Raw genomic sequence first — 26,119 nt, 5'->3', positions numbered from 1 at the left:
TGCTTTTCTCTGCGATGTTGTCCTCTGTAATGTTTTCTGCGGTGCGTTACGATTGCCATTATCCGGAATCTTTGAGAAATCCATGATACGCGTGGAAACGGACAAGACAAGTTGTTGAGCCGGAGGTGAAGATGGACGTAAGCCGCAGGAAAGCGACAGTTGCGGGAAACGCTTTGCGCGACTGCTCACCGGAGTCGCAAGAGTATCAGAACGCGCTGGCAGTCATGCTCCAGTGGAGGGAGCAGCACATTGTTCCGACCCAGGAGAGCTTCCGGCGTCTTCTCAAGATTTCCAAGGAATTTCCAGGCAGCGTGGCGACGTATCGATTAAAGCGTCAGCCGTCGATCTTGTCCAAGCTGAAACGCCATGGCAACGCCTTCGAGCTTGGTGCCATTGATGACATTGGCGGTTGCAGGCTCATCGTCGATGACATGCGTCAGCTGGAGGATGCCTGCCAGCGGATGCATGACTTATTCCCGAACGCCAAGCAGCCTAAGAACTATATCGAGTATCCGGAGCCCAGTGGATATCGAAGTTACCACGATGTCGTTCAAATCCAAGCCGGTGAAGGAAAGAATCCTCTTCTCTACCGTGTTGAGATACAGATTCGCACAAAGCTTCAGCACTACTGGGCGACGACTGTGGAAGCCACCGGAGAAATATACAGCCTCGATCTCAAGACGCCAAAGCCTGAGGAGAGTCTCTCCGAAACAGAGAAACGCATACGCGACTTCCTCCGTATTGCATCCGCAGCCTTTGCAATAGAGGAGGGGACATCGATACCTGCAGGGTTCGAAGGCGTGGACAGAGACACAATTGCCGAGACAATCCGTTCAACACCCGGTTTCATGACGTTGTTGGATGACCTCGAAGCATCAAGCGACACGGTTTTTCCGGTGCCGTGGTCCGAGAAAGTGCATGCTGAAGGGACAGGACTGTATCTGTTGGAGTTCTCTCGTGCCGAGCAAATCCTCAACATGAGCGTGTTTTCTGCGGGTGCACTTGATACTGCAATCCGTGCTTATCAGAATGCCGAGAACGCCAGTAAGGTCAATGAGTCGACTCTGTTCGACAATGTGGTCCTTGTCTATGCGCAGAATCCCGATCAGTTGAAACTCGCCTATCCAAACTACTCATCCAATGTGCAGGAATTTGTCATGCGGGTGAAGGATTTCATTCAATGACAGACCACTTCGCCGGGATTTCATGTTGATATTATGATTCCTGGGCGGTGGTGAATTCCGCGAAGTGTGCCAGATTATGTTCGTTGTTCCTCATTTGGTGAGTGCGCGACATCGAGTTGGATTTGGCTTCTTCATGCCGCGATGAGTGCTTGGTGCGATTGTTGGGGCGCATGTGACAGGTTATTTGGGAATCCTTCCTTGTTGCCTTTCTATCTGCTTGTTGTGTAACCGGCTGGTCGCACGGCGGGCGGGGTGCCTAAGGAATTCTCTTGCTTTGTCTCGGTATCTGCCCGTCGTGTGATTGATTGATCGCACGGCGGGCAGTTTTGTGACGGAATCCTGCTCGGGCGCTCTCTATCGGTCCGTGGTGTAATCGGCCGGTTGCACGGCACTCGTACATCTTCCGCAATTACCGAGGTTGCGTTAGGCTGGAACGCATGGTTGACCAACATGATGACAAGAATGGACTGCGGATTGCAGTGATCGGCGCCGGCCCGGCAGGCGTCTATTCGTCGGATATCTTCCTGCGCCAGCTGCGCAAGGAAGGCGAGAAGCTCGGCGTGGGCACGGTCGCCCGTATCGACTTGTTCGAGAAGCTTCCGGTGCCTTTCGGCCTGGTGCGCTACGGTGTGGCCCCGGACCATCCGAGCATCAAATTCATTGCGGATGCGCTCGAGAAAACCCTTGACAATCCTGACATCCACCTGTATTGCGATGTGGAGTTCGGTAAGGACGTCACACTGGACGATCTGTTGCAGCGCTATGACGCCGTGCTCTTCGCGACCGGCGCGGTCAAGGACAAGCCGCTGAACCTGCCCGGCGCGGACCTGGACGGCGTATATGGCGCTGCGAAATTCGTCGAATGGTACGACGGCTACCCCACCGGCGCCCGCACGTGGCCGCTGGACGCGCAGCAGGTCGCCGTAATCGGCGGCGGCAACGTGGCGATGGACGTCGCTCGCGAGCTCATGCGCAACGCTGACGACCTCAAGGCCCGCACCGACATCCCCGACAACGTGTACGAGGGTATCAAGGGCAACAAGGCGCGCGAACTGCACCTGTTCATCCGTCGTGGCGTCGCGCAGGCGAAGTTCTCCGTGCAGGAGTTGCGCGAGATGGAGAAGTTGCCGGGCGTCCAGCTGATTATCAACGAGGACGATTTCGAACTTGATGACGACACCATCGAGGAAGTCGGCAAGAACAAGCTGACCCGTCAGATGGTCGAGGAACTGTACGCGATCCGCGAAATGGCCGAAGACATGGAAGATGACGGCGACGTCGATTTCGAAGGCAACCCGGCGGATCGCAAGTACTACGTACACTTCAATTCTGCGCCGACCGAGGTGCTCGGCGAGGACGGCAAGGTCAAGGCGATCCGCGTGGAACGTACGGAAACCGGTGCCGACGGTGTGATGCACCGCACCGGCGAGTTCACCGACTACCCCGTGCAGGCCGTGTACCATGCCATCGGCTATCAGCCGGCTACTGCGCCCGGTATTGCGTATGACGAGCGTCACGCGCACTTGGCGAACGCAGGCGGCGACGGCCGTATCACCACCGAGGCTGATGGCGGCGACGTGCGCGACCGCCTGTACGCGACCGGCTGGGCGAAGCGCGGTCCGGTGGGCCTGATCGGCTCCACGAAGTCCGACGCCCTGATGATCGTCACCAATATGCTTGAGGACCTGTCGAAGGCCGCCGAGGGTGGCCGCATCGCCCCCGACCGTGACCCCGAATCCATCGACCGCCTGCTTGCCGAGCGCGGTGTTAAGCCGATTGATTTCGCCGGTTGGAAGCGGATTGACGCGTTCGAACGCTCCGAAGGCGCGAAAGAAGGCCGCGAACACAAGAAGGTCATCGAGCCTGAGCAGATGCGCGCGCTCGCTCACGCTGAGTGACATTACCGAGTACGCAGATCGGGTATCGCGGGCTGAACAACGTTGCTGGTAACGCCGGCAGCCCCGGTACGCTGCACGCTGAGCTGAAGGCGTAGCATCGCGCAGCCCAATCAGCGAAGCCAAGAAACGGCGGTGCCGCAACGTTTTTCGAATGTTGCGACACCGTCATCGCGCTATCCGGAGGTATGACGTGCCGTCCATCAAGCGCGTATTCAGAAAAAGCTCAGCGACGGCTTTTAGTGTGAACACCATGAACGACAACATGAAGGTGCATGGTCACTGCAACGGCTTGAAAACAGTCTTTCTGTTTGGGCTGATGTGGGCAATCATCATGCTGATTTGGTGGCTGACCGGTGCGAGTCAGGACACACTGGGGGTGTATCTCGTCATCGGTGTGGCCAGCACATTCATCTCATACTGGTTTTCGGATCGCATCTCCATCGCATCGATGGGCGCGCGTCATGTCTCCGAGCAGGAAGCACCTGAACTGTACCGGATCGTGCGTGAACTGTCCGCCCGCGCCGGCAAGCCCATGCCGCGTATCTACATCGCGCCGACCATGAGCCCCAACGCCTTCGCGACCGGTCGTAACGAGCATCACGCCGCCGTCTGCTGCACGCAAGGCATCCTGCAGATCCTCAACGAGCGCGAACTGCGCGGTGTGCTCGGCCACGAGCTTATGCACGTGTACAACCACGACATTCTCACCTCGGCCATTGCATCCGCCATGGCGACGGTCATCACATATCTCGGCTATGCGCTCATGTATTTCGGCGGTGGCGATGACGATGACCGCGATTCCGGGCCGCTCGGCTTCCTGGGGGTTATTCTCAGCGCGATTCTCGCGCCGATCGGGGCGTCGCTGATCCAGCTTGCGATCTCCCGGACGCGCGAGTACGACGCCGATGAGGACGGCAGCAAGCTGACCGGAGACCCTGAGGCGCTCGCATCCGCGCTGTACAAGATTTCGTACGGCGTCAAGGAGTACCCGATGGCCGCGACCGCTGGAAATCAAAGCACCGCAGCCATGATGATTGAAAGCCCGTTCAGCGAGGAAGGCTTCCAGAAGCTCTTTTCCACCCATCCGCCGACCGCCGACCGCATCAACCGGCTGATGCAGATGGCCCACGAAATGCACGGCGCCGCCGTCACCATGCCGGGCGAGACCCCGCAGGTGCCCTACCAGCAGACCGCCCAGCCCGCTTACTCCCAGTACGGCCGCTGACTATCGACGGTAAGGTGGTGCCGGGCATCGTCAGAACCTTCTGTCGACGTTGATGGTGTGCTGAACGTCGGTAGAAGCCGATACCGACACTGAAACCTATCCCACCGTCGGCAGAAGCTTGTCCCAACGCTGAGAATCAGGCGGTTGTGACGGCTTGGTGCCGGCGAGTCGATTATCGCGTTCCGGCGATTTCTTCGATGGTATGCTAGATGGCTCGTGTTCGTGCCGCTGCCATCTTGACCGGCAGACGCACGCAATGACAGCGAATGTGGATGAAAGGATTCGGCCGTGGCTCAAACTTGGCGACAGGAAGTTCAAGAATCCCAAGACATCCAAGGACTCCCCGGCGATGTTGCGATCAATGATGTTGCGATCAATGACGTTGCAATTGATGACGCCGCTATCGGTGTCGCGACCGGGCAGACCGCAGTACAGTCCGCCACGCATGCGATTTCGCGCCACCGAACGTCAATTGGCATTGTATCGCTCGCGCTTGCGGTCGTTGCGCTCGCCATCGTCGAAGGTCTGATATTGCGGTCCAATACGGCGGACCATGTCGCGGAAATGCGGCTGATTCTTGCCGCAGACGCACGTTGGGTGGCGTTCGTTCCGGCCGCGCACACCATCGCCGTATGCTTCTCCGCGGTGGTGGCCGTGCCGGTGATTGTCGTGCTGCTTGGCGTGATTTGGGCGGTAACGCGCAGCGCCGGTCAGATGTTGCGGGGGCTGGCTATGGCTGCGTTGCCGATGGCGGTCGTCGGCCTTATCAAGACGATTGTTGACAGGCCGCGGCCCAGCACTGCCCGCGGCGCATTGATGCCCGACCCGAGCTTCCCCAGCGGGCATACCGCATGCTCGGTGGTGGTCGTGTCGCTCGCGCTGTTCGCGTTGCAGGTCATCGATGTGCGAATCAAGGATTCCCGCGGACTGGCTGATACGGCACCGCAATCGTCGCGACCGCCGCTCATCTGGCGTGTTCTGCGGACCGTGCTGACGGTCATTCTGGCCGTTGTGCCGTTCGTCGTCGCGTTGTCCCGCGTGATTTACGGCGTGCACTACCCGACCGATGTGTGCACATCGCTAGTGTTGACGCCGGTTCTCGTGTGGTGCGTGTACCGGCTGTGCGATCCCGCGCGGTGAGCGGTGCGAGTGCGTTGGCTGTATCGCGACATCGGTGATACCGGCGGCATCGGCGGCTGCCGGTATGATGGCAGACGCCAATCGGCACAAGGCTTTGGACAGGAGATATCATGCAGCGTGACATCGTGAAGGACAGGACGTTCCTCGCCCGGAAATCAGCGCCCGCGACGGCGGACGATGCGGCGGTTATCGCGGACCTGCGCGACACTCTCGCCGCGCATCATGACGATTGCGTCGGCATGGCCGGCAACATGATCGGCAGTTTGACGCGCATCATCATCGTTACGATGGGTGAAAAAGACGTCATTATGGTCAACCCGGTCATTATCAAGCGTTCCGGAATGTACCTCACGAAGGAGGGATGCGTGTCGCTGGAAGGCGTGACGCGGGTCAAGCGCTACGAAAACATCACCGTCGCCTGGCAGGATGACGCCTTCCACAGGCATGTGACCAGCTACGCCGGATGGGTTGCACAGATCATCCAGCACGAGGTCGACCACCTCGACGGCATCCTGGTGTGAGCTCGGCGGCGGTTGTTGTCGGTTGTTGCCGTTGTGTGAGCAAATCCTCATTCACTGCCGGTCAGCCGTGCTCGCCGCGCCAGCCGAATCCATCGCGTCAGCGGCGTTCGTCGTCCCCGGCACCCGTTTCGTCCGCGCCCGTCGCGAGAACCACACGTTGAGCAGGGAGCCGGTGACCACAAGCACCACGCCAATCCAGAACGGCAGCCCAAGCGCGACACCCAACAGCAGGGTGCTGGACGCGGTCGAAAACACCGGCGTCGCATAGGATCCGACTGCCAGCGTTTCCATATTGCCGTGCAGCATGCCGTACCCCCAGCACGCGTATCCGCCGGCAATCGACACGGCGCACGCAATCAACGCAAGATAGCCGCCAATCCCGGGAGCCTGCGCGGGCATCCCGTCGCCGGAAATGAAGTGAATGACCCATTGGGTGACTGCCACGCAGCAGAAAAAGACCGTCGTGCCGTCGTAGCCGCCGGACATGCTCGGCGTGATCGCCGCGTACACCGCCCAGATCAGAGCGCCGGCGAACGCCAGAATGAACGGCAGCGGATTCGACGAGATATTGCGCAGCGCCGACTGCACGTCCAGACTGTTGCCGCCCACCGCCATCGCCACGCCGACGGTTGCGATGATGGCTCCCGGCAAGGCCTGCCAGACCGCGCCTTGCCGTTTGGACAGCGCCGCTGTAAACAGGACCAGCAGGGTCGGCCACAGGTAGTTGACGAGGCTGACTTCAACGGATTGCTCGGCGGTGGTGGCGAGTCCGATGGACAGGGAAATCGAGGCTTCGTATGTGACGAACATGATGCCGCCGAGCAGCAGGTAGCGGCGGGGCGCTTGGGAAAGCGGTTTCGGACGGCGGGTGAGCAGCAGCATGACACCACCGGCCGTGTAGACCAGGGCGGCGCCGAGCGTGGCTCCGAACGCGTCCGCGGCGAGCCGCATGAGCCCGGCCATGAATCCCCACAACACGATGGCGAACAAACCGATCACCGTGCCGCCATGTGAAATCGCATGCCCGAGCAGCGGGTTTCTGGCGGCGTCAGTAGTGTGGTTCGTCATGGCTGGGGATCTCCATAGGGATTGCTGGAAGTGCGGTCTCGTTCGACGCCCGTTGTCCGGCACCCGGCACTCGATATCGGGCACTCGGTGCCGGGCGGGTGTGCGGAGCGTATGTTGGAGCGGAACAAGACCGCCTGCATATTGCTAGGGCCACTGTACCGCCCGGGTGTGCACGCCGGGTGACGGCGACTCGACCGGCAGACGAACAATCGGGCGAATAATCGGGCGAACAGCCAGGCGAACGCGGAGACACCCAGTCGGAAGAACGGCCGGACGAGCCGTATCGTGTTACTGCCGTTTGGTACGCGACTGCCACCACCAGCCGATGGCGTCAAGAATCATGCCGGCCGCCGCGATGATGATAATCGGAACGTCGTGACCCCTGACGCCGAAGACGATCAGCAATATACCGAGTGCGATCTGCGCGATGAACAGGCCTTTGTTCATGTGTCCCTCCATGTGTCCCTCCAGATGTTGTGCTCTTGCGACGATAGTCCTAGAGGTTCGGTGGCGGCGTCAGCGTCCCGGGTAGTGGTCCCGCGCGGACAGGATGCACAGGTCGCCCTCCGTGACCATATAAATCAGCCGGTTCGCTGAGTCGATGCGTCTGTCCCATACGCTTTCGAGTCCGGATTTCAGCGGCTCCGGCTTGCCAATGCCCTCGAACGGTGAGCGTTGCGCGTCCCGGATGAGGGCATTGATTCGTTTCAGCGTGCGCCTGTCTTGGGACTGCCAATGCAGGTAATCTTCCCAGGCGCCATCCGTCCAACGGAGCATGGGTCAATCCTTGGTGATGTCGTGCCGGACGGCTGCCCCTTCGCGAATCTGCTCCATGCCGCGTTGAACTTTGTTGTGCAGATACTGATTCTGGTACACCCGGAGCGTCTCCATGAGGGAATCGTAATCGGAAGCGCTCATGACAACAACGTTGTCATGTTCATCCTTGTTCGTCACCAGCAGCATATCCGCGTCATCGTTGACCCGGCGCATGTAGGATTTCAGATCTTTGCGGAAGTTCGTGTAGGCGACTGCGGTGACCATCTTCGTCCTTTCCTTGTGTTCCTCCCTGATATGCTGTACAGAATACTGTACAGCATATCAGGGAGGTCGGTGCGCAGCAAGTCTTGGATTGACCAAGTGGTGCCGGCTGGTGAAGCGTTGACGATGAAATGCCGGCTGCCATGGTCCCGCGCGGACAGGATGCGCAAATCGGCGCGCTGTGGTAAAGTGCTTATTTGTATGTGCGGCTTTGCTGTGCATCTGCGGATGTAGTTCATCGGTAGAATGGAAGCTTCCCAAGCTTCAGAGGCGGGTTCGACTCCCGTCATCCGCTCTCGCGATCGCGGTACCGGCTTGGTGCCGCGATTTTTCGTATCATGACGACTCCCGCTTTCTTAAACCGGTTGCGCCGGGCAAGGCGTCGGCGTAACCGGTTCGAGAAGGCGATCAGGCGAGCAGGCGATCAGGCGAGCGCGATCAGCGCAGCGGATACCCGCGTCGTGCCGCCGCTGCGAGTCGCTGCGGCACCTGTAGTACGGTCCCGTCGGGCATCGTCACTTCAATGGGCTGTTCAGATTTGGCTTTCCAGTGCGCTCGCCGTGAACGGGTCCTCGAGCGTGACATGCGGTATTTCGGCGTGGCCATCAGCCTTGCCTCGCTTTCCATCGGGGGTTCTTCTTGTTGATGACGTAGATGTGCCCGCGTCGGCGCACGAGGGTTGAGCCGTCTTTGCGCAGGAGGGAACGGATGGATGACTTGACTTTCATGGGCGTGCGCCTTTCTTGTTGGTGGTGTTGCCGCTGACGTTGCCGTTGCTGCTGTTGCTGTCGGCGTCACCGCCGTCGTTCGTGCTGACGCTGTCGGTTTGATCGCCGGCGGGACCGTATTTCCCGTATCGTCTGCGGAATCGCTGCACTTGCCCTGCGGAATCGAGGACGACGGCTTTGCCGGTGTAGAACGGGTGAGATGCGCTGGTCACATCCGCGTTGACCAGCGGGTAGGTGGCCCCGTCGGTCCAGGTGATGGAGGGCATCCGCTTGGCCTGCCCGGCGAGCGTGGAGCGGGTCAGGAAGGTCTCGCCTGTGGTCTGGTCGCGGAATACGACCGGCCCGTATGTCGGGTGGATATCTGGTTTCATGGTTCTCCTGTCGGTGGTTGGGGGCTGGTTGAGGGTTGATTGTGGGGTCGCCGGATCGGTGGGCGGCGACGCGTGCCCGGTAGGCTGCTACTAGCTTGATTTCACGACGCCTGGCAGTTCGCCGCGATGGGCTTTGTCGCGCAGATTGATGCGTGACAGGCCGAATCGCCGGTTGAATGCGCGCGGCCGCCCGTCGATGGCGTCACGGTTGCGCAGCCGCGTGGGGCTGGCGTCGCGGGGGAGCGCGTGCAGCCGGCGCATTGCTTCGGCGCGTGCTTCCGGGGGCAGACGCGGGTCGACCGAATCGTGCCGGTACGCCGCCCGCCGTTCGGCGTATGCCGCGACTATGCGTTCGCGTTGCCGTTGTTTGGCGATGAGGCTGCGTTTGGCCATATCAGCGGACCTCCCGGAACATCACGCGCCTGCGCAGCGCGGGGTCGAATTTCAGCAGTTCGAGGCGATCTGGCGTATTGCGGCGGTTCTTGGTTGTCGTGTAGGTCGATCCGGTACCTGCGGTTGATCGTAGGGTGATGACCGGGCGGATATCGGTGGTTTTGGCCATGGGGCTTCCTTTCTTTTTGGGTGTTTTCTGGGGTGTCGTTCTGTTGTTCCCGCGTTCCTGTGCCGTTGCGTTTCCGCGGCGTTGGGCAGGGCTGCGGGCTACAGGCGTATCTCGCCGTTGGCGATCAGCCGGGCGGCGACCGCATCGATGCCGTGCCTTTCGATGGTTTTCATGCCGCGCGGTGTCAGCGTGAGGGTGACGCGCCGGCCGAGCGACGGCACGAAATAGCGTTTGCGCTGCAGGTTCGGTTCGAAGCGGCGGCGGGTTTTCCGGTGCGAATGGGATACGGTGTTGCCCTTGCCGGCGTGGGTGCCGAGGACTTGACAATAGTTGCTCATGTGCCTCATTATAGATATTGAGAATCATTATCGTCAAGTGATTGCAGAAAGGTCGTGCCATGCCACGCCATCCATCGTTGCCATCATGGGGAAACGCCGAAGCCGGAACCCCACGCGTCAGCCTCGTCCTGCTGACTGGAGTCGACCGCCTCGCCATCGACGCCGTCGCCTTCTCCCTGGCGGATTCCCGCCCGGCTATTCGCGTCGCCACCTACGATGTAACCCCCGACCCCGCCTCGCCCACCGGTTTGTCCCTGGTTAGAACCGTCTGCGAGCCTGAAAACGACAACAATCTGCTCGGCGGCGACACCACCATGTTCCCCATGGACGACTGCTGCCTGACCTGCGCGTGCAAGCACGACCTCGTACGTGTGATGAACGCGGCCCCCGAATGGTCCGGAGCCGTGCTGGCCGTGCTGCCGGTCGGTGTCGAGGGAACCGCGGTCGCGCAATATCTTGCGGACAGCTCGATGCTGGGCGACCTGCCGTGCGCGATCGACACCATCCATGTCGCCACGGCGGTCGGACTGGACGGCTTCGAATCAAGGCTCTTCGACGACGACCGGCTTGTTATCGCCGGAACGACAGACGACGACGCCGTACTCGACTCACGCTCGACTGGCGTTGTGCAGGCGCGGCTCATCCGCGAAGCCGCGCACATACTCGTGTTGCCGACGCTCGCGGCGGATGGTGGTGCGGGCTTGGGCGGTGTGGCCTTGGGCGGCGCGGCTATGTCACCTAGGCAAGATGCCGACGAAACCGCACGGCTGTCCGCAATCGTCACCGCGCTCGCCGACCCGGCCGCCACCATTCACCCGGATGCCCACTGCACCGACCTGCACGCGCTGATTGGGGACGTGTGCACGCCGTCGCGGGTACGGGTCTGAAGCGTTGAAAGGCGCGATGGTCGCGTTGGCTTTGGCGGGGTGGCGGGCAACAGGCGAAAGCGCCGTGGGACGAGCGGGCGACGGATAGGTTGATGGCTGCCGGTGCCCGCTTGTCTGCTTTCTGCTTGTCCGCTTCCTGTTCTTGCCCGCTGTGTGAGTGATTCCTCGCATGGTGACCTGCTGCGACGGGAAGTGGGTTGATTGGAGTCGCTCGGGGTGTCGTCGTGTGAGCGGATCCTCGCACGACGACGGCTTTCTCTGCCCGACTGCCCGGTTTGCGCCGCCGAAGTCCCCGTTGTGTGAGTGGGTTTTCACATGATGGCCTGTGGCGGTGGAGCGTCGGCGGGTTCGGGTGGTCTGGGGACGTCACTGTGTGAGTCGATGCTCACATGAGGGCCCGTTATTGGTAGGGGGACTGGGTGTTTTGGTCGATGTAGGTGTCGTTGTGTGAGCCGGTCCTCACATGGGCACGGTTGGGGCCGTCGGGTTTGCCGGTTCGGGTGGGTCGCACTGTCTGTTGTGTGAGCGAATCCTCACACGGTGATTTAGGGTGGGGCTGGGCTGGTTGATATTGGTCCCTGGGGTGCCGCTGTGTGAGCGGATCCTCGCACGGTGGGTCGAGCCTGCCGTCCTGACGGTCTGTTCGTGATCGTGCCGCAACGTGATTGTGCCGCGGCGTATGCCGTGACGTACAGAATGAGACGGATGGGTATGGAAGAGACCTGTTCGACTGGTGGGTCTGTCGGGTTGCGTATGCCAAGACATGCGTAACCCGGTGGGCGTCCCGGGTTGGGGACGGTTCGGTGCGGGATTACGCACGTCGCGTATGTCCCGGCGTGCGTAATCCGGTGGATGTTTCGGATTGAAGACGGTTCGGTGGGGAATCTCGCACGTTGCGTATGTTGGGGCATGCGTGGTGGGGCGGGTGGTGTGTGGATGGGGTTGTCCGGTAGGGCATCCGTCGGATTGCGCATGTCGCGACATACAGGATGAGGCAGATGGCGCGGGGGAGAACGGTTCGGTCGACGATTCCGCGGGTTGCGTATGTCCCGGTATGCGTAACCCGACAGAACCCGACAGAATCTGCGGCAGGTGACGAATCCCGCGGATTCCGGTCTCTCACCTCAGTCTCAGCCTCGCCTCACCCGCCGTGGTGGCTTCAGCCGCGCCCGTGCCCTCACCGCCCGCGATCGTACCGGTCCATGATCCGCAGTTGCGCACTCCACGGCAGGAACCGGGCGGCGAACAGCCCGGCTTTCATCTGCCAGGTCGGCACGATGATGAGCTTGCCGGCCAGCGTCTTGTCGATCGCGTATCGCGCAACCGTGCGGCTGGATGCGCCCGGCGTGAGGAATTCCCCGCCCGCGGTCGCGTTGAAATGCGTGTCGACCGGTCCAGGGCATAGCGCGCTCACGGTGACGGGAACGCGGTCGCGCCGAAGCTCCTGCGCTACGGCCAGCGTGAGTTTGAGTGTGTAATTCTTGGTCGCGTAGTAGGTGGCGAGCCGCGGTCCGGCGAGGAATCCGGCGGCGCTGCACACGTTGAGCAGCCGGCAGTGCCCGTCGCGCCTGAACTTGCGGACGAACAGTTTGGTGAGCACGTGGTAGGAGACCACGTTGAGGTTGATCATTTCGAGCTCGCGGTCCAGCGGGGTGTCGGTGAAGTCGCCGAACAGGCCGAATCCGGCGTTGTTGACGAGCAGATCGATGCGTTCGTCGCGGTAGCGCGCGAACAGTTGCTCGCACGCGCTGCGTTGCGACAGGTCGAGCGTGACAGTTTCGACCGTGATAGTTTTGCCGTGTGCCGCCGCGATTCGTTGCGCTTCTTGCGTTACGTTGTCCAGACGCGCCTGATTGCGTGCCACGAGCGCAAGATCATACCCGAGTTCGGCGAGATACAGCGCCATGTCGCGGCCCAATCCGCTCGACGCTCCGGTGACGATTGCCTTCATTGCAGCTCCTTTGCTGGTTGATATCCTGCCTCTGCCGACATTCACAGTCATCTCAGCGTCGGCAGTTGGTTATGATTCCGCTTCTGCCGACGCTGACGGTCGTCTCAGCGTCGGCAGAAGGTTGACGGGACGCGCGAACGGGACACGTGGACGCGCCGGCGCGCAATCCCAACACCATCCGGCCTACTTGAGCCGCCGCCCCGCCGACCCGAGCTGCTCGCACGCTTCGACCACGCGCCGCGCCATCGAGTCCTCGGCTTCACGCCCCCACGAGCGCGGATCGTAGAACTTCTTGTCGCCTACTTCGCCGTCGATCTTGAGCACGCCGTCATAATGCGCGAACATGTGTCCGGCAATCGCCCGCGTGAACGCGTACTGCGTGTCGGTATCGATGTTCATCTTGACAACGCCGTGGCTCACCGCTTCGGCGATTTCCTCGGCGCTGGACCCGGAGCCGCCGTGGAACACCAGCGGGAACGGCTTGTTTTCAGGCACTTCTCCCGCGAATCCACGCCCTGCGGCATGCCCGGCGATCCGACCGTCCGCCACGGCTGCGGCGACCTCGTTCTGAATATCGCCCAGCAGTTCCGGCCGCAGTTTGACGACACCCGGCTTGTACGCGCCATGCACGTTGCCGAAGGTGAACGCGGCCATGTAGCGCCCGTTTTCGCCCAATCCGAGTCGTTGAGCGACGGTCACGCCGTCCGCTGGCGTCGAATACAGTTTCTCGTTGATTTCGGCGCGCTGCCCGTCTTCCTCGCCGCCGACCGCGCCGATCTCGATTTCCAGCACCGTATGTGCGGCGACCGACTTGGCGAGCAGTTCCTCGGCGATATCAAGGTTTTCGGCGAGCGGGACCGTCGAGCCGTCCCACATATGCGACTGGAATGACGGCTCTTTGCCATGCGCCACCTGATCCGCTTCGATGGCAAGCAACGGCCGCACCCACTCGTCCAGATACTGTTTGGCGCAATGGTCGGTGTGCAGTGCGACCGTGTTCGGGTATTTCGCGGCGACCTCGTGCGCGAACGCGGCGAATGCGAGCGACCCGGTGACCCGGTCGTTGACCCGCTGCCCGGAGAAGTAGGCGGACCCGCCTACGGACACTTGGATGATGCCGTCAGACTCGGCGTCGGCCAGGCCTTGCAGCGCGGCGTTCAACGTCTGCGTGCTGGTCACGTTGATAGCGGGGTAAGCATAGCCGCCGCGACGCGCCGCATCGAGCATCTTGGCATACCGTTCAGGGGTTGCAATAGTCATGATTCCATTATCGCTCAGGGGGTGCCGGATTCGCGTTTCGAACCCGGTGTGTTGTTTTTGCATGAGGTGCTACACAAACGGGCGGGTGTGTGTGACAATACCGTATCAGGATCGTCAGGATGGAAGGGCCATGAAGGAAGTAGAAGAACTCTCGTTCGGCGACAGTGCCACCGGCGCGAGCGAACGCAAACGCCACCTGTGGGTCGGCAAGCTGATTGCCGTGCTGATTGTCGTGGCGCTGGTTGTGGTGTGCGCGAGTGCGTGGGCTTGGGAGGCCAGATTGCGTCATATCATCGTATTCGTCAACGGGCGGCAGGCGGAGATTTCCGTGGGGACCACGGCGAAACAACTGTTGAAAGACCATGACGATTTCGGCACCCATCCCGGTCGGCTGCTGGCGGTGGACGGTAGCGTCATCAAGAAGTATGGCGGACATCCGGCGGAATTGAGGGTTGACGGCAGCGTGATTGACCCTGCGGATTGGGGCAATACCCGGTTTTCCGGCAACGCTGATATTTCCGTGAAGTCGGGAGGAGATGTGGCCGAGGGGCACGCGATCGACTATGCGCCGATTCCCTATACTGTATCGGTTAATATCAAGGGCAGCGTCATCCAGATGGTGAAAACGCGCGGCAAAGACGGTAAGCGCGAGATTTGGGTCGGCGATATCTCCAAGAGACGCATCACGAAGCGGGTTATTGCTCAACCGGTTGATGCCCAGATTGTCGGCGTATCGCCGCGTCCGCAAGGTCATAAGGTCATTGCGCTGACGTTTGATGACGGTCCGAGCGATCAGTACACCGCTCCGATTCTCGACATTCTCAAGCAAAAGGGCGTGAAGGCGACGTTCTTCGACGTGGGCCAGTATTCGGTGCAGTACCCGGCTTTGGAGAAGCGGATGGTCGCGGAAGGCCATGAAGTGGCCAGCCACAGCAACACGCACCCGTTTATGCCGAAGATGAAGCGGGACGCGTTGCGGGCGGAAATCACCGCCGGATTCGCCAACATGAAGAAAGCATCCGGCGTGAGCACGCGCATGATGCGCTCGCCGTACGGCTCGTTCACGGTGGACCAGTGGAAGGACGTGTACGATCTGGTCGACTACAACGTGCTGTGGAGCATCGACACGGAGGATTGGCGGCGCCCTGGCGCTCAAGCGATCCATGACGCGGTGCTCAACCACGCGTACAACGGCGCGGTGGTGCTCATGCACGACGGCGGCGGCAACCGCGACCAGGATATTCAGGCCCTGCCCGGCATTATTGACGATTTGAAAGCGCAAGGCTACGAGTTCGTGACCATCAGCGGTCTGCTCAAACTCGCCGGCATCAGCGCCGCCCCGCTGGCTGATGAGGACGGCAACGCGAAGAAGTAGGTGGTGCGGCGGGTGCTTGTGGGCGTTGCCCGACGAATTGGTCACGCAGTGCGTGACGAATTGAGTGTCGGCAAGAGGTCAGATTTCTGCTTCTGCCGACACTGAGGACCGTGTGAGCGTCAGTTGTGGGTTGTGGTTCTGTTTCTACCGACGATGAGAGTTCCGTAAGCGTCGGCAGAAGGAAGAGGAGGGGTGTGTAGGTGTCTGTGGACGCTGTTGCGAGCTGGCAGTGCCCGCCGCTAGGAGCTACAACTGTGCTGATAGAATTCAGAAAAATGTATTCGACTTGTCGGATTGGGAGCGTCACGTGAAGTACTTGGATAACACGGGGCGGCAACGTCTGGGCGACGCGCTTAAGAATGCCATCAGCGATGATGCGAAGCTTTCGGTCATCGCCTCGTATTTCACGGTGTACGCCTATGGCGAGCTTAAGGATGAGCTTTCGAAGGTCGATGAGTTGCGCTTCATTTTCGACCAGCCGACCTTTGCAAAGCGCATGGAGTCAGAGAAGGAACCTCGCGAGTGGGAGATTAGCCGACGCTCGCGTGAACTTGGGCTTGGCGGTACTGGGCTTGAACTCAAGCTGTCGAACAATCTGAATCAGCGTGCGCTCGCCCGCGAGTGTGCTGATTGGGCTCGCAGACATGCGACGTTCAAGACCGCTCGCAAATCAGGCATGATAGGCACTTCCGGAAGCTACCACGTTGAGAACCCGAACGACGAGAATCAGGCTTTCATGGGCTCGACCTCCAATGCTTTCACACTGGAGGGGCTCGGCTATGAGCGGGAACCTGGCGTAGTGACCGGTGTCGCTCACTTCCAGACGAGTACGGAAGCTGCCGGCTTGAAAGCCATGTTTGACGGTATTTGGAACAATCAAGCGCTGGTGGAGGATGTTACTGGCGCTGTCATCGATCAGCTGGAAACGCTGTATCGCGAGAATCCGCCTGAGCTTGTGTACTTCTTGACGCTGTACCATCTGTTCCGTGACTTCATGGAGGATCAGGAGGATCCTATCAAGGCGGGGCTGAAGTTCGAACAGTCTGTTGTGTGGAACAAGATGTATGACTTCCAACGGGATGCCGTCGTGGGTGCCATCCGCAAGCTTGAGAAATACAAGGGTTGCATTATCGCCGACTCGGTGGGCTTGGGTAAGACGTATGAGGCTCTGGCAGTCATCAAGTATTACGAGGAACGTAATGCTCGCGTGCTGGTGCTCGCACCGAAGCGGCTGCGTGAGAACTGGACGCTGTACACGCGTGACAACGATGACCGCAATCCGCTCGCGGATGACCGTTTCGCCTACACCGTGCTCAACCATACTGACTTGTCCCGGTACCGCGGCATGAGCGGTGATGTGGATTTAAGCCATTTGCGTTGGGGCAATTACGACCTTGTAGTGATTGACGAGAGCCACAACTTCCGCAACAAGAGCACTGATTCCGACAAGAAAGACCGCTACACACGCCTCATCGAAGATGTGATCAAGGCGGGCGTGCGTACCAAGGTGCTGATGCTTTCGGCGACGCCGGTGAATAACAAACTGCTTGACTTGCGTAATCAGATAGAGCTGATTACCGAAGGCGATGACACATATCTTGCCGAGACGGACGGCATTCCCTCCATTACGCATGTGACGCGTGTAGCACAGCAGCGCTTCAACGAGTGGAGCAAGCTGACCGATGCGGAACGTACCACTGAAAGTTTCGCCAATATGGTCAATCCTGACTATTTCAAGCTGCTTGACGTGCTCACCATTGCGCGCAGCCGTAAGCATATCGTGAAATACTATGGCGCTTCGAATGGTACGTTCCCGACGCGGCGCAAGCCCATCTCGTTCAAGGAGCCTATCGATGCTGCCGGTGAGTTGCCGCCCATGGGCGTGTTGAACGATACGATCGCACGGCTGACATTTGCCCAATATCAGCTGCTGGAGTACGTGCGAACGGATGCCCGTGCGAAGTATGAGGCCCGGTATGGGGATTCGTGGGGTAAGGACTTTTCAAGCCAGGTGAACCGCACCAAGGCGGTGGCCAATCTCATGCGGGTCAACGTGCTGAAGCGTATGGAATCTTCTGTGAACAGTTTCCGCATCACGCTGGAGCGGATTCTGAAGGGATGCGAAGATCTTCGGAAACGGCTGAACGACCTGTCTGCCGACGCTGTGGGGGCTTCCTACGATGTCAGTGAGGCTGTTGAGTTTGACGATGACGATGATGCAGAGGAATTCACTGCCGGAGGGAAGGTGCATGTTGACCTGCGTGATGTCGACGCCCTCAGGCTTGCGGATGATTTGGACTTCGACATCGGGAAGCTTCACGAGCTGCTGAGCTATGCCGAGCGTGTGACGCCGGAGCGTGATGCGAAGCTTATCAGGTTGCGGAAGTTCATTGAGCAGAAGGTACGCGAGCCCTATAACCCGGGTAACCGCAAGGTGCTGGTGTTCACTGCTTTCGCGGATACCGCAGATTACTTGTTCGACCAACTGGCGTCCGGCTTGAAGGACGATCTCGGACTGGAGTGCGCTGAACTGACCGGTGACCGTAACCGGACATGGTCGCTCAAGCTTCCGAGAACCAGCTTTGGGGAGATTCTGGGTCACTTCTCTCCGGTTTCCAAAGAACTGCCTGAAGAGGATTGGGCGTTAGGCGAAGTGGATGTCCTCTTCGCCACCGACTGCATTTCTGAGGGACAGAATCTGCAGGATTGCGATTGCCTGGTCAACTACGACATTCACTGGAACCCGGTGCGTATTGTGCAACGCTTCGGTCGTATCGACCGTTTGGGCTCGAAGAACACGCAGATACAGCTTGTGGATTTTTGGCCTGACATTGACCTGGACGAGTACATCCAGTTGGAGGGGCGTGTGAAAGGCCGTATGGCGCTCATGGATGCAAGCGCCACCGGTGAGGAGAACGTGCTGGAAGACAAAGCGCCCGACCAGATGAACGACCTCATGTACCGCAAGAAACAGCTTGAACAGCTGCAAACTGAGGTGCTGGATCTTGAGGACATTTCTGGCGGTATTTCCATTACCGATTTCGCGTTTGACGATTTCTGCGTGGAATTACAGCGCTATGACAAGGATCACCCCGGTTTGCTTGAAAGCACGCCGGATGGTATTCATGCTGTGACTACTATTCCAGATAACTTGCGCAACGAGGTTCAGCCAGGTGTGATTTTCTGTCTCCGCCAGAATGACGAGGAACAAGACCCCAAGGATTCCAACCCGGTTTTCCCGTACTACGTGGTGTATGTGACCGCGGATGGCAGCCATATGAGCAAGCACACTCAGCCCAAGGCGGCGCTTGATCTTATGCGGGCGGTGTGTCTCGGACATGCGGAACCAGTGATGGAATTGTGTCGTGAATTCAACCGCGAGACCAAAGACGGCAGGGACATGGAGAAGTACACCGAACTGCTCAATGGCGTGGTTTCGGCGATTACTGGTGTGCAGGAAACCGCTGGCGTGGATGCGTTGTTCGACCTTGGTGAGGTGGGCAGCGGTGTATCGCTTGGTTTTGATGATTATTCGCTTGTCGGATTCGTGGTGCTCCGATGAGTGTGCGCTGGGAAGACGTATTCAAGCTGCCTGAGACTGCATATGCGGGAGGCAGGCGCATACCGAAGACCGTACTGACAAGCCGCGCGATGCTTACCAAGCATGAGCGGCGAACGCTCGACAAGATGAGCCGCCTTGAACACTTCGCTACCGTGGCGAAGGGCACTGCGCAGGTGCTTCCACGTGTGGATGAGGATTATGACATCCAAAGCGTCATTTTCTTACGCTGTAGCATGTCGAGAGACTCTCAGGCGGTGGCTGAGATTGCACATCTGCTGCATAAGTGTTTCCCAAACCCTACGGTGATTCTTCAGGAAGCGGGAGACGCCATTGCGGTATCCGTTGATTTGACGCGGAAAAGCCATGCTGAGCGTGGTACGACTGTTGTATACGACGTGGAGTCTACAGGGCTATTCGATCCAGACGATGAGCGTTTTAAGCCTTTCCTCGGAGCGCTCGCCTTCGATAGCCTGCCGCAAAGTGATTTGCTTTCATACCTGGAGGGGCTTATCTCATGTGTGAGACTCGCACAGGCGATCGAAGCGCTGGGCTTCTACCCGACTTGCACGCCTGACAATCGAGACAGGTTGCTGGAACTTATCGCTGATTACAAGCGCCTGCAAGCTCAAGTGGATGCGCTCGCAGAACAACGCCGTGACAAGGATGTGACTCCGAACGAGTCCGCCCGGCTGAGGATGGAAATGCGCAGAGCTCAGCGGCAACGTGATGGTACGTTGAGTGATATTCGAGACATGAGTACTACTGAACATGGTGAGGAAAAGTAGAGGTTGAACATGGGCAACGATATCAAGAAGGTCGATTTGGAATCCGAAGATTTGGTTGATGACCGGCTGCGACAGCTGAAGAAGCTTGTACCTGAGGCATTCAGCGAGAGTGGCATTGATTTCGACAAGCTGCGTTTGCTGCTGGGCGATGAAGTGGACGAAGGCAACGAACGGTACGCCTTCACTTGGCCAGGCAAGGCCGATGCCATCCGCCAGAGCCAGACGAGCACGACGGCTACTCTGCGGCCGGTAGTTGAGAAGAGCCGCAGCCGCGACGGCAAAGACGGTTCCTTCGACTCGGACAACATCTACATCGAGGGCGACAATCTTGAAGCACTCAAGCTACTTCAGCGTGCCTACCACGGTAAGGTCAAGATGATTTACATTGACCCGCCCTACAACACTGGTCATGATTTTGTCTACAAAGACAAGTTCGGCGACACCATCGAAAATTACAAGAAGCAAACTGGACAGGCTGGCCAATCGAATCCTGAAACGAATGGACGATTTCATTCTGACTGGTGTTCGATGATGTATCCGCGCCTCAAGCTGGCACGGGAGCTGCTCTCCGAGGACGGTGTGCTGACTTTCAGCATTGGCGAAAACGAAATCGATAACGCTGTAAAAATATGTGATGAACTCTTCGGGCAGCAGAATAGGATTGCTCTTTTTTCTCGAGCAATGAAATCCGGTGGAGCCAAGGGTACTTTCTATACTCCTTCGGTTGACTATATATTGTTTTACGCTCGCGATATTGACGCGACCGCGCCTTTTCGTGCTCCATTCACAGAAGAGCAGATAAAAACGTTTTATAAGAACACTGAGACTTCTGGACCTCACGCTGGGGAACTCTATGGTGAGGAACGTCTCTTCAAAGCGAGTCTCGATCCTAGGCCAAACCAGAGGTACTACATCCAATGCCCTGACGGATCCTTTGCAATCCCGCCCGGTCCTACTCTGCCGAAACATCTTATCGAAGGTGAAACGGTGCTCCCCACTGCGCGGGATAAGGTCTGGAAGTGGATTTATCCTCGCTATGAAAGTGAACTCGAAGCCGGCCGGATAGTGTTCAAACAAACGAGCACATCAGGTCTCGTAGACCAATTCGGGCATCAGAGTAAATGGAATATATACAACAAACTTTATTTGAGTGAGCAGCAAGAAAAGGGTGGTGTGGTTCCTTCAAACCTACTTACTCAATTTGAAAACCGCCAATCTTCGCGCGAGCTTAAAGCTCTAAGCATTCCCTTTGATTATGCAAAGCCGGTCGGCTTGATTCGTTTTTTGATTCAAATAATCGGTGTTGCTACTGATGAAGTTGTATTGGACTTTTTTAGCGGTTCATCTTCAACTGCACATGCAGTCATGCTCCAAAATATCGAAGATGGCCAGGAAAGACGATTTATTATGGTGCAACTTCCGGAGAAATGTGAACCTAGTTCGGAGGCGGGAAAACAAGGCTATTCGACCCTCTGCGACATAGGCGAAGAGCGCATACGCCGTGCAGGAAACAAGATTGCTGAGGAGGTTGCCGAAGCCAACAACCAGCCCAAGCTGGGCGAAGAGCCGAAGAAGCTGCCTGACATCGGCTTCCGCGTCTTCAGGCTCGATGAGTCCGGCATTGCCGAGCCCAAGGATGGCCAGCTCCTCATCGACCGCAGGAAGGACGGTCGCTCCGACCTGGACATCATCTTCGAAGTGATGCTCAAGTGGGGCTACGAGCTGACGTACCCCATCGAGAAGACTGAGCTCGCTGGCTACGGATGCTACTCCGTGGCGGCGGGCGACCTCATCTGCTGCATGGAGCCGGGCCTCACGGTCGACGCCCTGGAGGCGATAGCGGCCGAGCAGCCGCGTCGCGTCTTCATAATGGACAGTGTGTTCGGCTACGATGACTCACTCAAACTTGACGCCTTGGCGATCTTCAAGCATGCCGAAGAACAAACGCAGCAGAAGATCGAACTGAGGACGGTGTAACACGATGGCGAACATCGAAAAGCAGCGGAACCAGTGTGCCACGTCCGGCGATTCAAAAGACCTCTCCCTGCCCGATGGATTCTATGGAGGCATCGCTTCGGTTCTGGAGGAAGCCCGAAGCAAGGCTTACCGTGCCGTGAATACTGCGATGGTGCACGCCTACTGGGAGATTGGCCGCCGCATTGTGGAAGAACAAGGCGGCGAAGAACGGGCGGTATACGGAAAGGCGCTCATCAGGGACCTCTCGAAGCGTCTTACCGCCGATTACGGGCAAGGCTTTACGACGACAAACCTGAAATACATGCGTCAGTTCTACCTCGCATTCCCAATTGGTCACACACTGTGTGACCAATTGAGCTGGTCACACTACCGAGCGCTCTCGCGGATTTACGATCCAGCAGCTCGAGCTTGGTATGAGCAGGAGGCTGCGGAACAGGGGTGGAGCGTCCGTACATTGGAACGCAACATTTCCACGCAGTACTACCACAGGCTGCTGCAATCACAAGGCGCCGAGAAGAAAGCCGTCGAGGGTGAGATGAAAGCGCTCTCCGCGCCCTTGCAGCGTGACAAGCTCGAGTTCATCAAGAACCCGGTAGTGGCAGAATTCCTGGGTCTTGCCCCGAACAGTGGCTTCCAGGAGTCTGAGTTGGAAGGCGCCATTATCACGAACCTTCAGAAGTTCTTGCTCGAAATGGGTAAGGGGTACGCGTTCGTGGCGCGTCAGCAGCATATCCGTACAGAACTCGATGATTTCTATATAGATCTCGTGTTCTACAACTATCTGCTGAAATGCTTCGTGCTTATTGATCTTAAGATCGGGCGGTTAACGCATCAGGACATTGGGCAAATGGACATGTACGTACGCATGTACGACGAGCTCAAGCGTGGCGAAGGAGACAATCCCACGCTGGGGATTGTGCTATGCACCGAAACCGACAAGGACATTGCGCATTTCTCGGTGCTCAACGGGAGTGACCAGCTGTTTGCAGCGAAGTACCTCACCTACCTGCCCACCGAAGAGGAACTGAAAGAAGAGATAGAGCGTCAGAAGGAGTTCTTCGCGGAGCAGCAGGGACTTGACAGCGCTGATGGGGGCAATACCGAATGAGTCAGCTTGAATTCAAGTATGCTGCGGACCAGCAGTACCAGCTGGACGCTATCAACGCAGTGTGCAATCTGTTCCGCGGGCAGGAGTTTCTCAAGTCCCGGTTCACGGCCGGCTATCGCCCAGTGCGTATGGTGAGAGGTGAGCAGCTGAAGCTCCCGGGAATAGACAACACCCCCGAACAGCTGGAATTGGATCTGTACGAAGAGGCATTCATCGGATACGCAAACGGGCTGCGCCTCTCTGCACGTCAATTGGAAGAGAACCTGCACGCCGTGCAGGAAGAAAACAACCTTCCTCGAACCCATGACACCACCGATGGGCGTCTTCGCGACTTCACCATTGAGATGGAAACCGGTACCGGCAAGACCTATGTCTATACGCGTACCATCTACGAATTGAACAAGCGCTATGGCCTCACGAAGTTCGTGATCGTCGTGCCGTCCGTGGCCATCCGAGAAGGCGTGGAAAAGTCCTTCGAAAGCACCAGCAGCCACTTCAAACAGCTCTATGACAACACCCCTCTCGACTACTTCGTCTACGATTCCGGAAAGCTCGGGAACGTCACGAACTTCGCCGTAAGCAGCTCAATCCAAGTCATGATTATCAACATCGGTGCTTTCAACAAAGAGCTGGCGAGCGATGAGAAAAAGGGCGTAACAAACATCTTCCACCGTCCCAGTGAGAAGCTCGTCGGTGGTCACAGCCCACAGGAATTGGTAAGTAGCTGCAACCCTATCGTGATTATCGACGAGCCGCAAAGCGTCGACAATACCGAAAAGGCGCGGCATGCCATTGATACGCTGGATCCGCTCTTCGTGCTCCGTTACTCCGCAACACACCGCCGCAAACTCAACACGGTTTACCAGTTGGGGCCCGTCGAGGCGTTCCAGCAGCACCTTGTGAAGGGTATCGTCGTGGACTCCGTGCAAAGCGGATCCGACCTCAACGGTGCATACGTACGGCTCGAATCAGTGGACGGCAGCAGTGGCTATTCCGCCAAGCTCACTATTGACATGCGACAGGATCGTGGCGGGCAGGTAAGAAAGAAAATCACCGTCCGCACGGGTGCTGACCTCTACCAGAAATCCAATGAGAACGAGGACTACCGCGACGGCTGGATAGTAAGCAACATCGGCACAGAACCGGGTGACGAGTTCATCGAGTTCGAAAACGGCACATACATGGAACTCGGCGAAACCGTCAACGACCCCGAGAGCGAGGCGGTTAAACGCGCCCAGATAGCGAAAACCATCGAAGACCACCTCGACAAGCAACTGAGGCTGCGCCCTCTCGGAATCAAGGTTCTCTCACTCTTCTTCATCGACAAAGTGGAGAAATACCGCGCCTACGACGAACAAGGAACAGGCTGGCACAAGGGCGAATACGCCTCGATCTTCGAGGAGGAATACCGCAGACTCGCCACAAGCACCAAGTGGCAGCACAAATACAAAAAAGCGGGGGTGCCGCTGCCCACTGACCCTGAGCCGCTCCACCAAGGCTATTTCGCGGTCGATGGAAAAGGCAAGTTCAAGAACACGAGTGAATCCGCCTCCACGAAGGCGGACACCAGCGCCTTCGAGCTCATCATGCAGAAGAAGGAAACACTTGTGTCCCTCCCGGATGGGAAAGACCCCGACAAGGACGTCTGCTTCATCTGGAGCCACTCGGCGCTCAAGGAAGGTTGGGACAACCCCAATGTCTTCCAGATCTGCACGCTGGTGGAAACCAAGGACACGCTCACAAAACGGCAGAAAATCGGGCGTGGCCTACGTTTGCCGGTAAATCAGGAAGGCGAACGCTGCCTCGATCCGGACGTCAACGTGCTCACCGTAATCTGCAATGAAAGCTACAAGGACTTCGCGAACGGCCTCCAGAAGGAGTTCGAAGACGGTGGCTATCGCTTCGGCATGCTGACGCCTGAGAGCTTCACCAACATCCTGCTCAAACAGCCGGATGGGACTGAAGAGAAACTCGGCTACGAGCGTTCCAAGCAAGTCTATGAAACCCTTGAGCAGCAAGGGCTCGTGGAAACCAACGGCAAGAAGCAGGGCGCTATCAAGGCAGAACTCAAGGCTGCGGCGGAGAAAGGGGAAATCCCCCTTCCCGAAGATATCGCCGAAGTGGAGGATGTACAGGAGCAGGTGTGCAACATCGTCCTGCACAAGGCTGAAAAACTGCAAATCCGCGACAAGAAACAGGAAGTGGAAGTCGAGCTGGAGAAAGACGTGTCGCTTGATCCCGCGTTCCAAGCCCTCTGGAACCGCATACGGCAGACCACGCGTTATGAGCTCCATGTGGATACCGATGAGCTGGTGGACAAGGCGGTGGAAGCCATCAAGCAGATGCCGCCTGTGCGACCGGTGGAGATAATCAGTTCCGCTGCGGGATTGAACGTGTCGGACAGCGGCGTGGCCGCCGACGAGGCGAGTGTTCATAAATCCCTTGTCCACACGGACGCGGCACGCGTATACGACCTGCCGGATCCGCTCTCTGAACTATCCGACTCGGTCGGTCTTACACGCTCGACCTTGGCGAGAATACTGACAGAATCCGGGCGCATGGACGAGTTCTCAGTGGACCCGATGACATTCCTTTCACAGGTTTCGTCGAGAATCGAATCCGCGAAGAATCAGGTGGTGGCCAAAGGCATCAAATACACGCGTAGACCGCAGAACGAGTGGTACATGATGGACATCCTCGCTGTGAACGATTTGCGCGCGTATCTGGATCAGAACGCATGGAAGCCCGTGCATCACAAAAGCCTGTACAGCTACGTGGTATATGACTCCTCAAGCATTGAAAGACCTTACGCCGTGGAACTTGACCGTTCCGAAGAGGTGAAGGTGTTCGCCAAGCTGCCCAGCAAGTTCAAAATCGACACGCCACTCGGAAGCTACAATCCCGACTGGGCATACGTCGAGGAGGATGAGGACGGCAAGCAGCGGGTGTATTTCGTCATCGAAACCAAAGGTAAGCAGCGCGGTGAGAACCGGCCAACCGAAGAAGCCAAAATCAGCTGTGCCGAGAAGCATTTCGAAGCATTGCACCTAGGCGACGACTTCCATTATGACGTGGCCACTGAATACCACCCGTGGGTGGAGAGCTGAGCCTCAGAGGAAAATCCCGCAAACTGATTACGCT

Annotated in this window: 23 protein-coding genes, 1 tRNA gene and 1 pseudogene; 13 read left to right on the top strand and 12 right to left on the bottom strand. The window is 58.3% G+C overall.

From position 1 onward, the window contains the following. Positions 1–131 precede the first annotated feature (131 nt). The 5 genes from K315_RS0103430 (at position 132) to K315_RS0103405 (ending at position 5,968) form a co-directional block, all read left to right on the top strand. Entirely contained in the window at positions 132–1,184 is a 1,053-nt protein-coding gene (locus tag K315_RS0103430) for a RelA/SpoT domain-containing protein (protein WP_029576198.1), read from the top strand. Positions 1,185–1,621: 437 nt separating this feature from the next. Next, positions 1,622–3,082: an FAD-dependent oxidoreductase gene (locus tag K315_RS0103420; RefSeq protein WP_029576197.1), complete on the top strand. Its 1,461-nt coding sequence runs from the start codon at positions 1,622–1,624 to the stop codon at positions 3,080–3,082. Positions 3,083–3,332: 250 nt separating this feature from the next. Then, entirely contained in the window at positions 3,333–4,307 is a 975-nt protein-coding gene (gene htpX / locus K315_RS0103415) for a zinc metalloprotease HtpX (RefSeq protein ID WP_029576196.1), read from the top strand. Positions 4,308–4,595: 288 nt separating this feature from the next. Next, positions 4,596–5,447, top strand: coding sequence for a phosphatase PAP2 family protein (locus K315_RS0103410; RefSeq protein WP_029576195.1), 852 nt, complete (start codon positions 4,596–4,598; stop codon positions 5,445–5,447). 110 nt (positions 5,448–5,557) lie between these two features. Further along, positions 5,558–5,968 carry a peptide deformylase gene (locus K315_RS0103405; protein WP_029576194.1) on the top strand — a complete coding sequence of 137 codons (411 nt, stop codon included), beginning with the start codon at positions 5,558–5,560 and terminating at the stop codon, positions 5,966–5,968. A 51-nt stretch (positions 5,969–6,019) separates the two neighbouring features. Here the strand turns inward: K315_RS0103405 and yddG are convergent, their stop codons facing one another. The 4 genes from yddG to K315_RS0103385 all read right to left on the bottom strand — a co-directional run bounded on the left by yddG (position 6,020) and on the right by K315_RS0103385 (position 8,077). Then, on the bottom strand, positions 6,020–7,036 hold the full coding sequence (yddG, locus tag K315_RS0103400; RefSeq protein WP_029576193.1) for an aromatic amino acid DMT transporter YddG: 1,017 nt from the start codon (positions 7,034–7,036) through the stop codon (positions 6,020–6,022). 288 nt (positions 7,037–7,324) lie between these two features. Beyond that, a complete protein-coding gene (locus tag K315_RS10365; RefSeq protein WP_156097814.1) occupies positions 7,325–7,483 on the bottom strand; it encodes a hypothetical protein in 159 nt (52 codons plus the stop codon). Between the two features lie 69 nt (positions 7,484–7,552). Beyond that, entirely contained in the window at positions 7,553–7,813 is a 261-nt protein-coding gene (locus K315_RS0103390; RefSeq protein WP_029576192.1) for a Txe/YoeB family addiction module toxin, read from the bottom strand. Between the two features lie 3 nt (positions 7,814–7,816). Further along, entirely contained in the window at positions 7,817–8,077 is a 261-nt protein-coding gene (locus K315_RS0103385; protein WP_029576191.1) for a type II toxin-antitoxin system Phd/YefM family antitoxin, read from the bottom strand. Positions 8,078–8,298: 221 nt separating this feature from the next. Here K315_RS0103385 and K315_RS0103380 point away from each other — a divergent pair. Continuing rightward, positions 8,299–8,369, top strand: a tRNA-Gly gene (locus K315_RS0103380). A gap of 143 nt (positions 8,370–8,512) precedes the next feature. On the opposite strand, the gene rpmF is transcribed toward K315_RS0103380, so the two are convergent. The 6 genes and pseudogenes from rpmF to rpmB form a co-directional block, all read right to left on the bottom strand. Then, positions 8,513–8,680 carry a 50S ribosomal protein L32 gene (gene rpmF, locus K315_RS10160; protein WP_081666377.1) on the bottom strand — a complete coding sequence of 56 codons (168 nt, stop codon included), beginning with the start codon at positions 8,678–8,680 and terminating at the stop codon, positions 8,513–8,515. Beyond that, positions 8,680–8,802 (bottom strand): type B 50S ribosomal protein L36, encoded by a 123-nt coding sequence (ykgO, locus tag K315_RS0103375; RefSeq protein WP_029576190.1) that lies wholly within the window; start codon positions 8,800–8,802, stop codon positions 8,680–8,682. Before ykgO ends, rpmF begins: the two co-directional genes overlap by 1 nt. A 119-nt stretch (positions 8,803–8,921) precedes the next feature. Then, positions 8,922–9,173: pseudogene (locus tag K315_RS09320) on the bottom strand (type B 50S ribosomal protein L31); the annotation flags it as partial. A 90-nt stretch (positions 9,174–9,263) separates the two neighbouring features. Continuing rightward, a complete protein-coding gene (gene rpsN / locus K315_RS0103365) occupies positions 9,264–9,566 on the bottom strand; it encodes a 30S ribosomal protein S14 (protein WP_029576188.1) in 303 nt (100 codons plus the stop codon). Between the two features lies 1 nt (position 9,567). Beyond that, a complete protein-coding gene (rpmG, locus tag K315_RS0103360; protein WP_029576187.1) occupies positions 9,568–9,735 on the bottom strand; it encodes a 50S ribosomal protein L33 in 168 nt (55 codons plus the stop codon). Between the two features lie 98 nt (positions 9,736–9,833). Continuing rightward, on the bottom strand, positions 9,834–10,073 hold the full coding sequence (gene rpmB / locus K315_RS0103355; RefSeq protein WP_029576186.1) for a 50S ribosomal protein L28: 240 nt from the start codon (positions 10,071–10,073) through the stop codon (positions 9,834–9,836). A gap of 59 nt (positions 10,074–10,132) precedes the next feature. Between rpmB and K315_RS0103350 the strand changes: the two genes are divergently transcribed. Next, positions 10,133–10,960, top strand: a complete 828-nt coding sequence (locus tag K315_RS0103350; protein WP_029576185.1) for a hypothetical protein — start codon at positions 10,133–10,135, stop codon at positions 10,958–10,960. Positions 10,961–12,137: 1,177 nt separating this feature from the next. Here K315_RS0103350 and K315_RS0103345 read toward each other — a convergent pair. Both K315_RS0103345 and fbaA read right to left on the bottom strand, forming a co-directional pair. After that, positions 12,138–12,911 (bottom strand): SDR family NAD(P)-dependent oxidoreductase, encoded by a 774-nt coding sequence (locus tag K315_RS0103345; protein ID WP_029576184.1) that lies wholly within the window; start codon positions 12,909–12,911, stop codon positions 12,138–12,140. A 183-nt stretch (positions 12,912–13,094) separates the two neighbouring features. Further along, complete coding sequence (gene fbaA / locus K315_RS0103340; protein ID WP_029576183.1) at positions 13,095–14,171, bottom strand: class II fructose-bisphosphate aldolase; 1,077 nt, start codon at positions 14,169–14,171, stop codon at positions 13,095–13,097. A 130-nt stretch (positions 14,172–14,301) separates the two neighbouring features. Here fbaA and K315_RS0103335 point away from each other — a divergent pair, with 130 nt between their 5' ends. The 6 genes from K315_RS0103335 to K315_RS0103310 all read left to right on the top strand — a co-directional run bounded on the left by K315_RS0103335 (position 14,302) and on the right by K315_RS0103310 (position 26,085). Further along, the gene (locus tag K315_RS0103335; protein WP_033521074.1) at positions 14,302–15,546 is read left to right on the top strand and encodes a polysaccharide deacetylase family protein; all 1,245 of its coding nucleotides are present in this window, start codon (positions 14,302–14,304) and stop codon (positions 15,544–15,546) included. Positions 15,547–15,853: 307 nt separating this feature from the next. Continuing rightward, entirely contained in the window at positions 15,854–19,108 is a 3,255-nt protein-coding gene (locus K315_RS0103330; RefSeq protein ID WP_029576181.1) for a helicase-related protein, read from the top strand. Continuing rightward, complete coding sequence (locus tag K315_RS0103325; RefSeq protein ID WP_029576180.1) at positions 19,105–19,893, top strand: DUF4391 domain-containing protein; 789 nt, start codon at positions 19,105–19,107, stop codon at positions 19,891–19,893. The genes K315_RS0103330 and K315_RS0103325 overlap by 4 nt, the downstream gene beginning before the upstream one ends. A 9-nt stretch (positions 19,894–19,902) precedes the next feature. Next, positions 19,903–21,870 (top strand): site-specific DNA-methyltransferase, encoded by a 1,968-nt coding sequence (locus K315_RS0103320; protein ID WP_029576179.1) that lies wholly within the window; start codon positions 19,903–19,905, stop codon positions 21,868–21,870. A 4-nt stretch (positions 21,871–21,874) separates the two neighbouring features. Further along, positions 21,875–22,978, top strand: coding sequence for a PDDEXK nuclease domain-containing protein (locus tag K315_RS0103315; RefSeq protein ID WP_029576178.1), 1,104 nt, complete (start codon positions 21,875–21,877; stop codon positions 22,976–22,978). Further along, positions 22,975–26,085, top strand: coding sequence for a restriction endonuclease (locus tag K315_RS0103310; RefSeq protein ID WP_029576177.1), 3,111 nt, complete (start codon positions 22,975–22,977; stop codon positions 26,083–26,085). The genes K315_RS0103315 and K315_RS0103310 overlap by 4 nt, the downstream gene beginning before the upstream one ends. Positions 26,086–26,119 lie beyond the last annotated feature (34 nt).

Origin of the sequence: Bifidobacterium thermacidophilum subsp. thermacidophilum DSM 15837 (genome assembly GCF_000426425.1) — a bacterium.
Lineage (GTDB): Bacteria > Actinomycetota > Actinomycetes > Actinomycetales > Bifidobacteriaceae > Bifidobacterium > Bifidobacterium thermacidophilum.
Note: the sequence above shows the minus strand (reverse complement) of the source record. Positions and strands in the feature narration are given on the sequence as shown.

Bases quoted from the DNA above. Each gene is read 5' to 3' on its own strand.
- K315_RS0103335 (WP_033521074.1), top strand. From the start codon at position 14,302: ATGAAGGAAGTAGAAGAACTCTCGTTCGGCGACAGTGCCACCGGCGCG.
- htpX (WP_029576196.1), top strand. From the start codon at position 3,333: ATGAACGACAACATGAAGGTGCATGGTCACTGCAACGGCTTGAAAACA.
- rpsN (WP_029576188.1), bottom strand. From the start codon at position 9,566: ATGGCCAAACGCAGCCTCATCGCCAAACAACGGCAACGCGAACGCATA.
- K315_RS0103405 (WP_029576194.1), top strand. From the start codon at position 5,558: ATGCAGCGTGACATCGTGAAGGACAGGACGTTCCTCGCCCGGAAATCA.
- K315_RS0103345 (WP_029576184.1), bottom strand. From the start codon at position 12,911: ATGAAGGCAATCGTCACCGGAGCGTCGAGCGGATTGGGCCGCGACATG.
- K315_RS0103315 (WP_029576178.1), top strand. From the start codon at position 21,875: ATGGCGAACATCGAAAAGCAGCGGAACCAGTGTGCCACGTCCGGCGAT.
- K315_RS0103420 (WP_029576197.1), top strand. From the start codon at position 1,622: ATGGTTGACCAACATGATGACAAGAATGGACTGCGGATTGCAGTGATC.
- K315_RS0103310 (WP_029576177.1), top strand. From the start codon at position 22,975: ATGAGTCAGCTTGAATTCAAGTATGCTGCGGACCAGCAGTACCAGCTG.
- K315_RS0103325 (WP_029576180.1), top strand. From the start codon at position 19,105: ATGAGTGTGCGCTGGGAAGACGTATTCAAGCTGCCTGAGACTGCATAT.
- rpmG (WP_029576187.1), bottom strand. From the start codon at position 9,735: ATGGCCAAAACCACCGATATCCGCCCGGTCATCACCCTACGATCAACC.
- rpmB (WP_029576186.1), bottom strand. From the start codon at position 10,073: ATGAGCAACTATTGTCAAGTCCTCGGCACCCACGCCGGCAAGGGCAAC.
- fbaA (WP_029576183.1), bottom strand. From the start codon at position 14,171: ATGACTATTGCAACCCCTGAACGGTATGCCAAGATGCTCGATGCGGCG.
- K315_RS10365 (WP_156097814.1), bottom strand. From the start codon at position 7,483: ATGAACAAAGGCCTGTTCATCGCGCAGATCGCACTCGGTATATTGCTG.
- K315_RS0103430 (WP_029576198.1), top strand. From the start codon at position 132: ATGGACGTAAGCCGCAGGAAAGCGACAGTTGCGGGAAACGCTTTGCGC.
- K315_RS0103390 (WP_029576192.1), bottom strand. From the start codon at position 7,813: ATGCTCCGTTGGACGGATGGCGCCTGGGAAGATTACCTGCATTGGCAG.
- K315_RS0103350 (WP_029576185.1), top strand. From the start codon at position 10,133: ATGCCACGCCATCCATCGTTGCCATCATGGGGAAACGCCGAAGCCGGA.
- yddG (WP_029576193.1), bottom strand. From the start codon at position 7,036: ATGACGAACCACACTACTGACGCCGCCAGAAACCCGCTGCTCGGGCAT.
- rpmF (WP_081666377.1), bottom strand. From the start codon at position 8,680: ATGGCCACGCCGAAATACCGCATGTCACGCTCGAGGACCCGTTCACGG.
- K315_RS0103320 (WP_029576179.1), top strand. From the start codon at position 19,903: ATGGGCAACGATATCAAGAAGGTCGATTTGGAATCCGAAGATTTGGTT.
- K315_RS0103385 (WP_029576191.1), bottom strand. From the start codon at position 8,077: ATGGTCACCGCAGTCGCCTACACGAACTTCCGCAAAGATCTGAAATCC.
- ykgO (WP_029576190.1), bottom strand. From the start codon at position 8,802: ATGAAAGTCAAGTCATCCATCCGTTCCCTCCTGCGCAAAGACGGCTCA.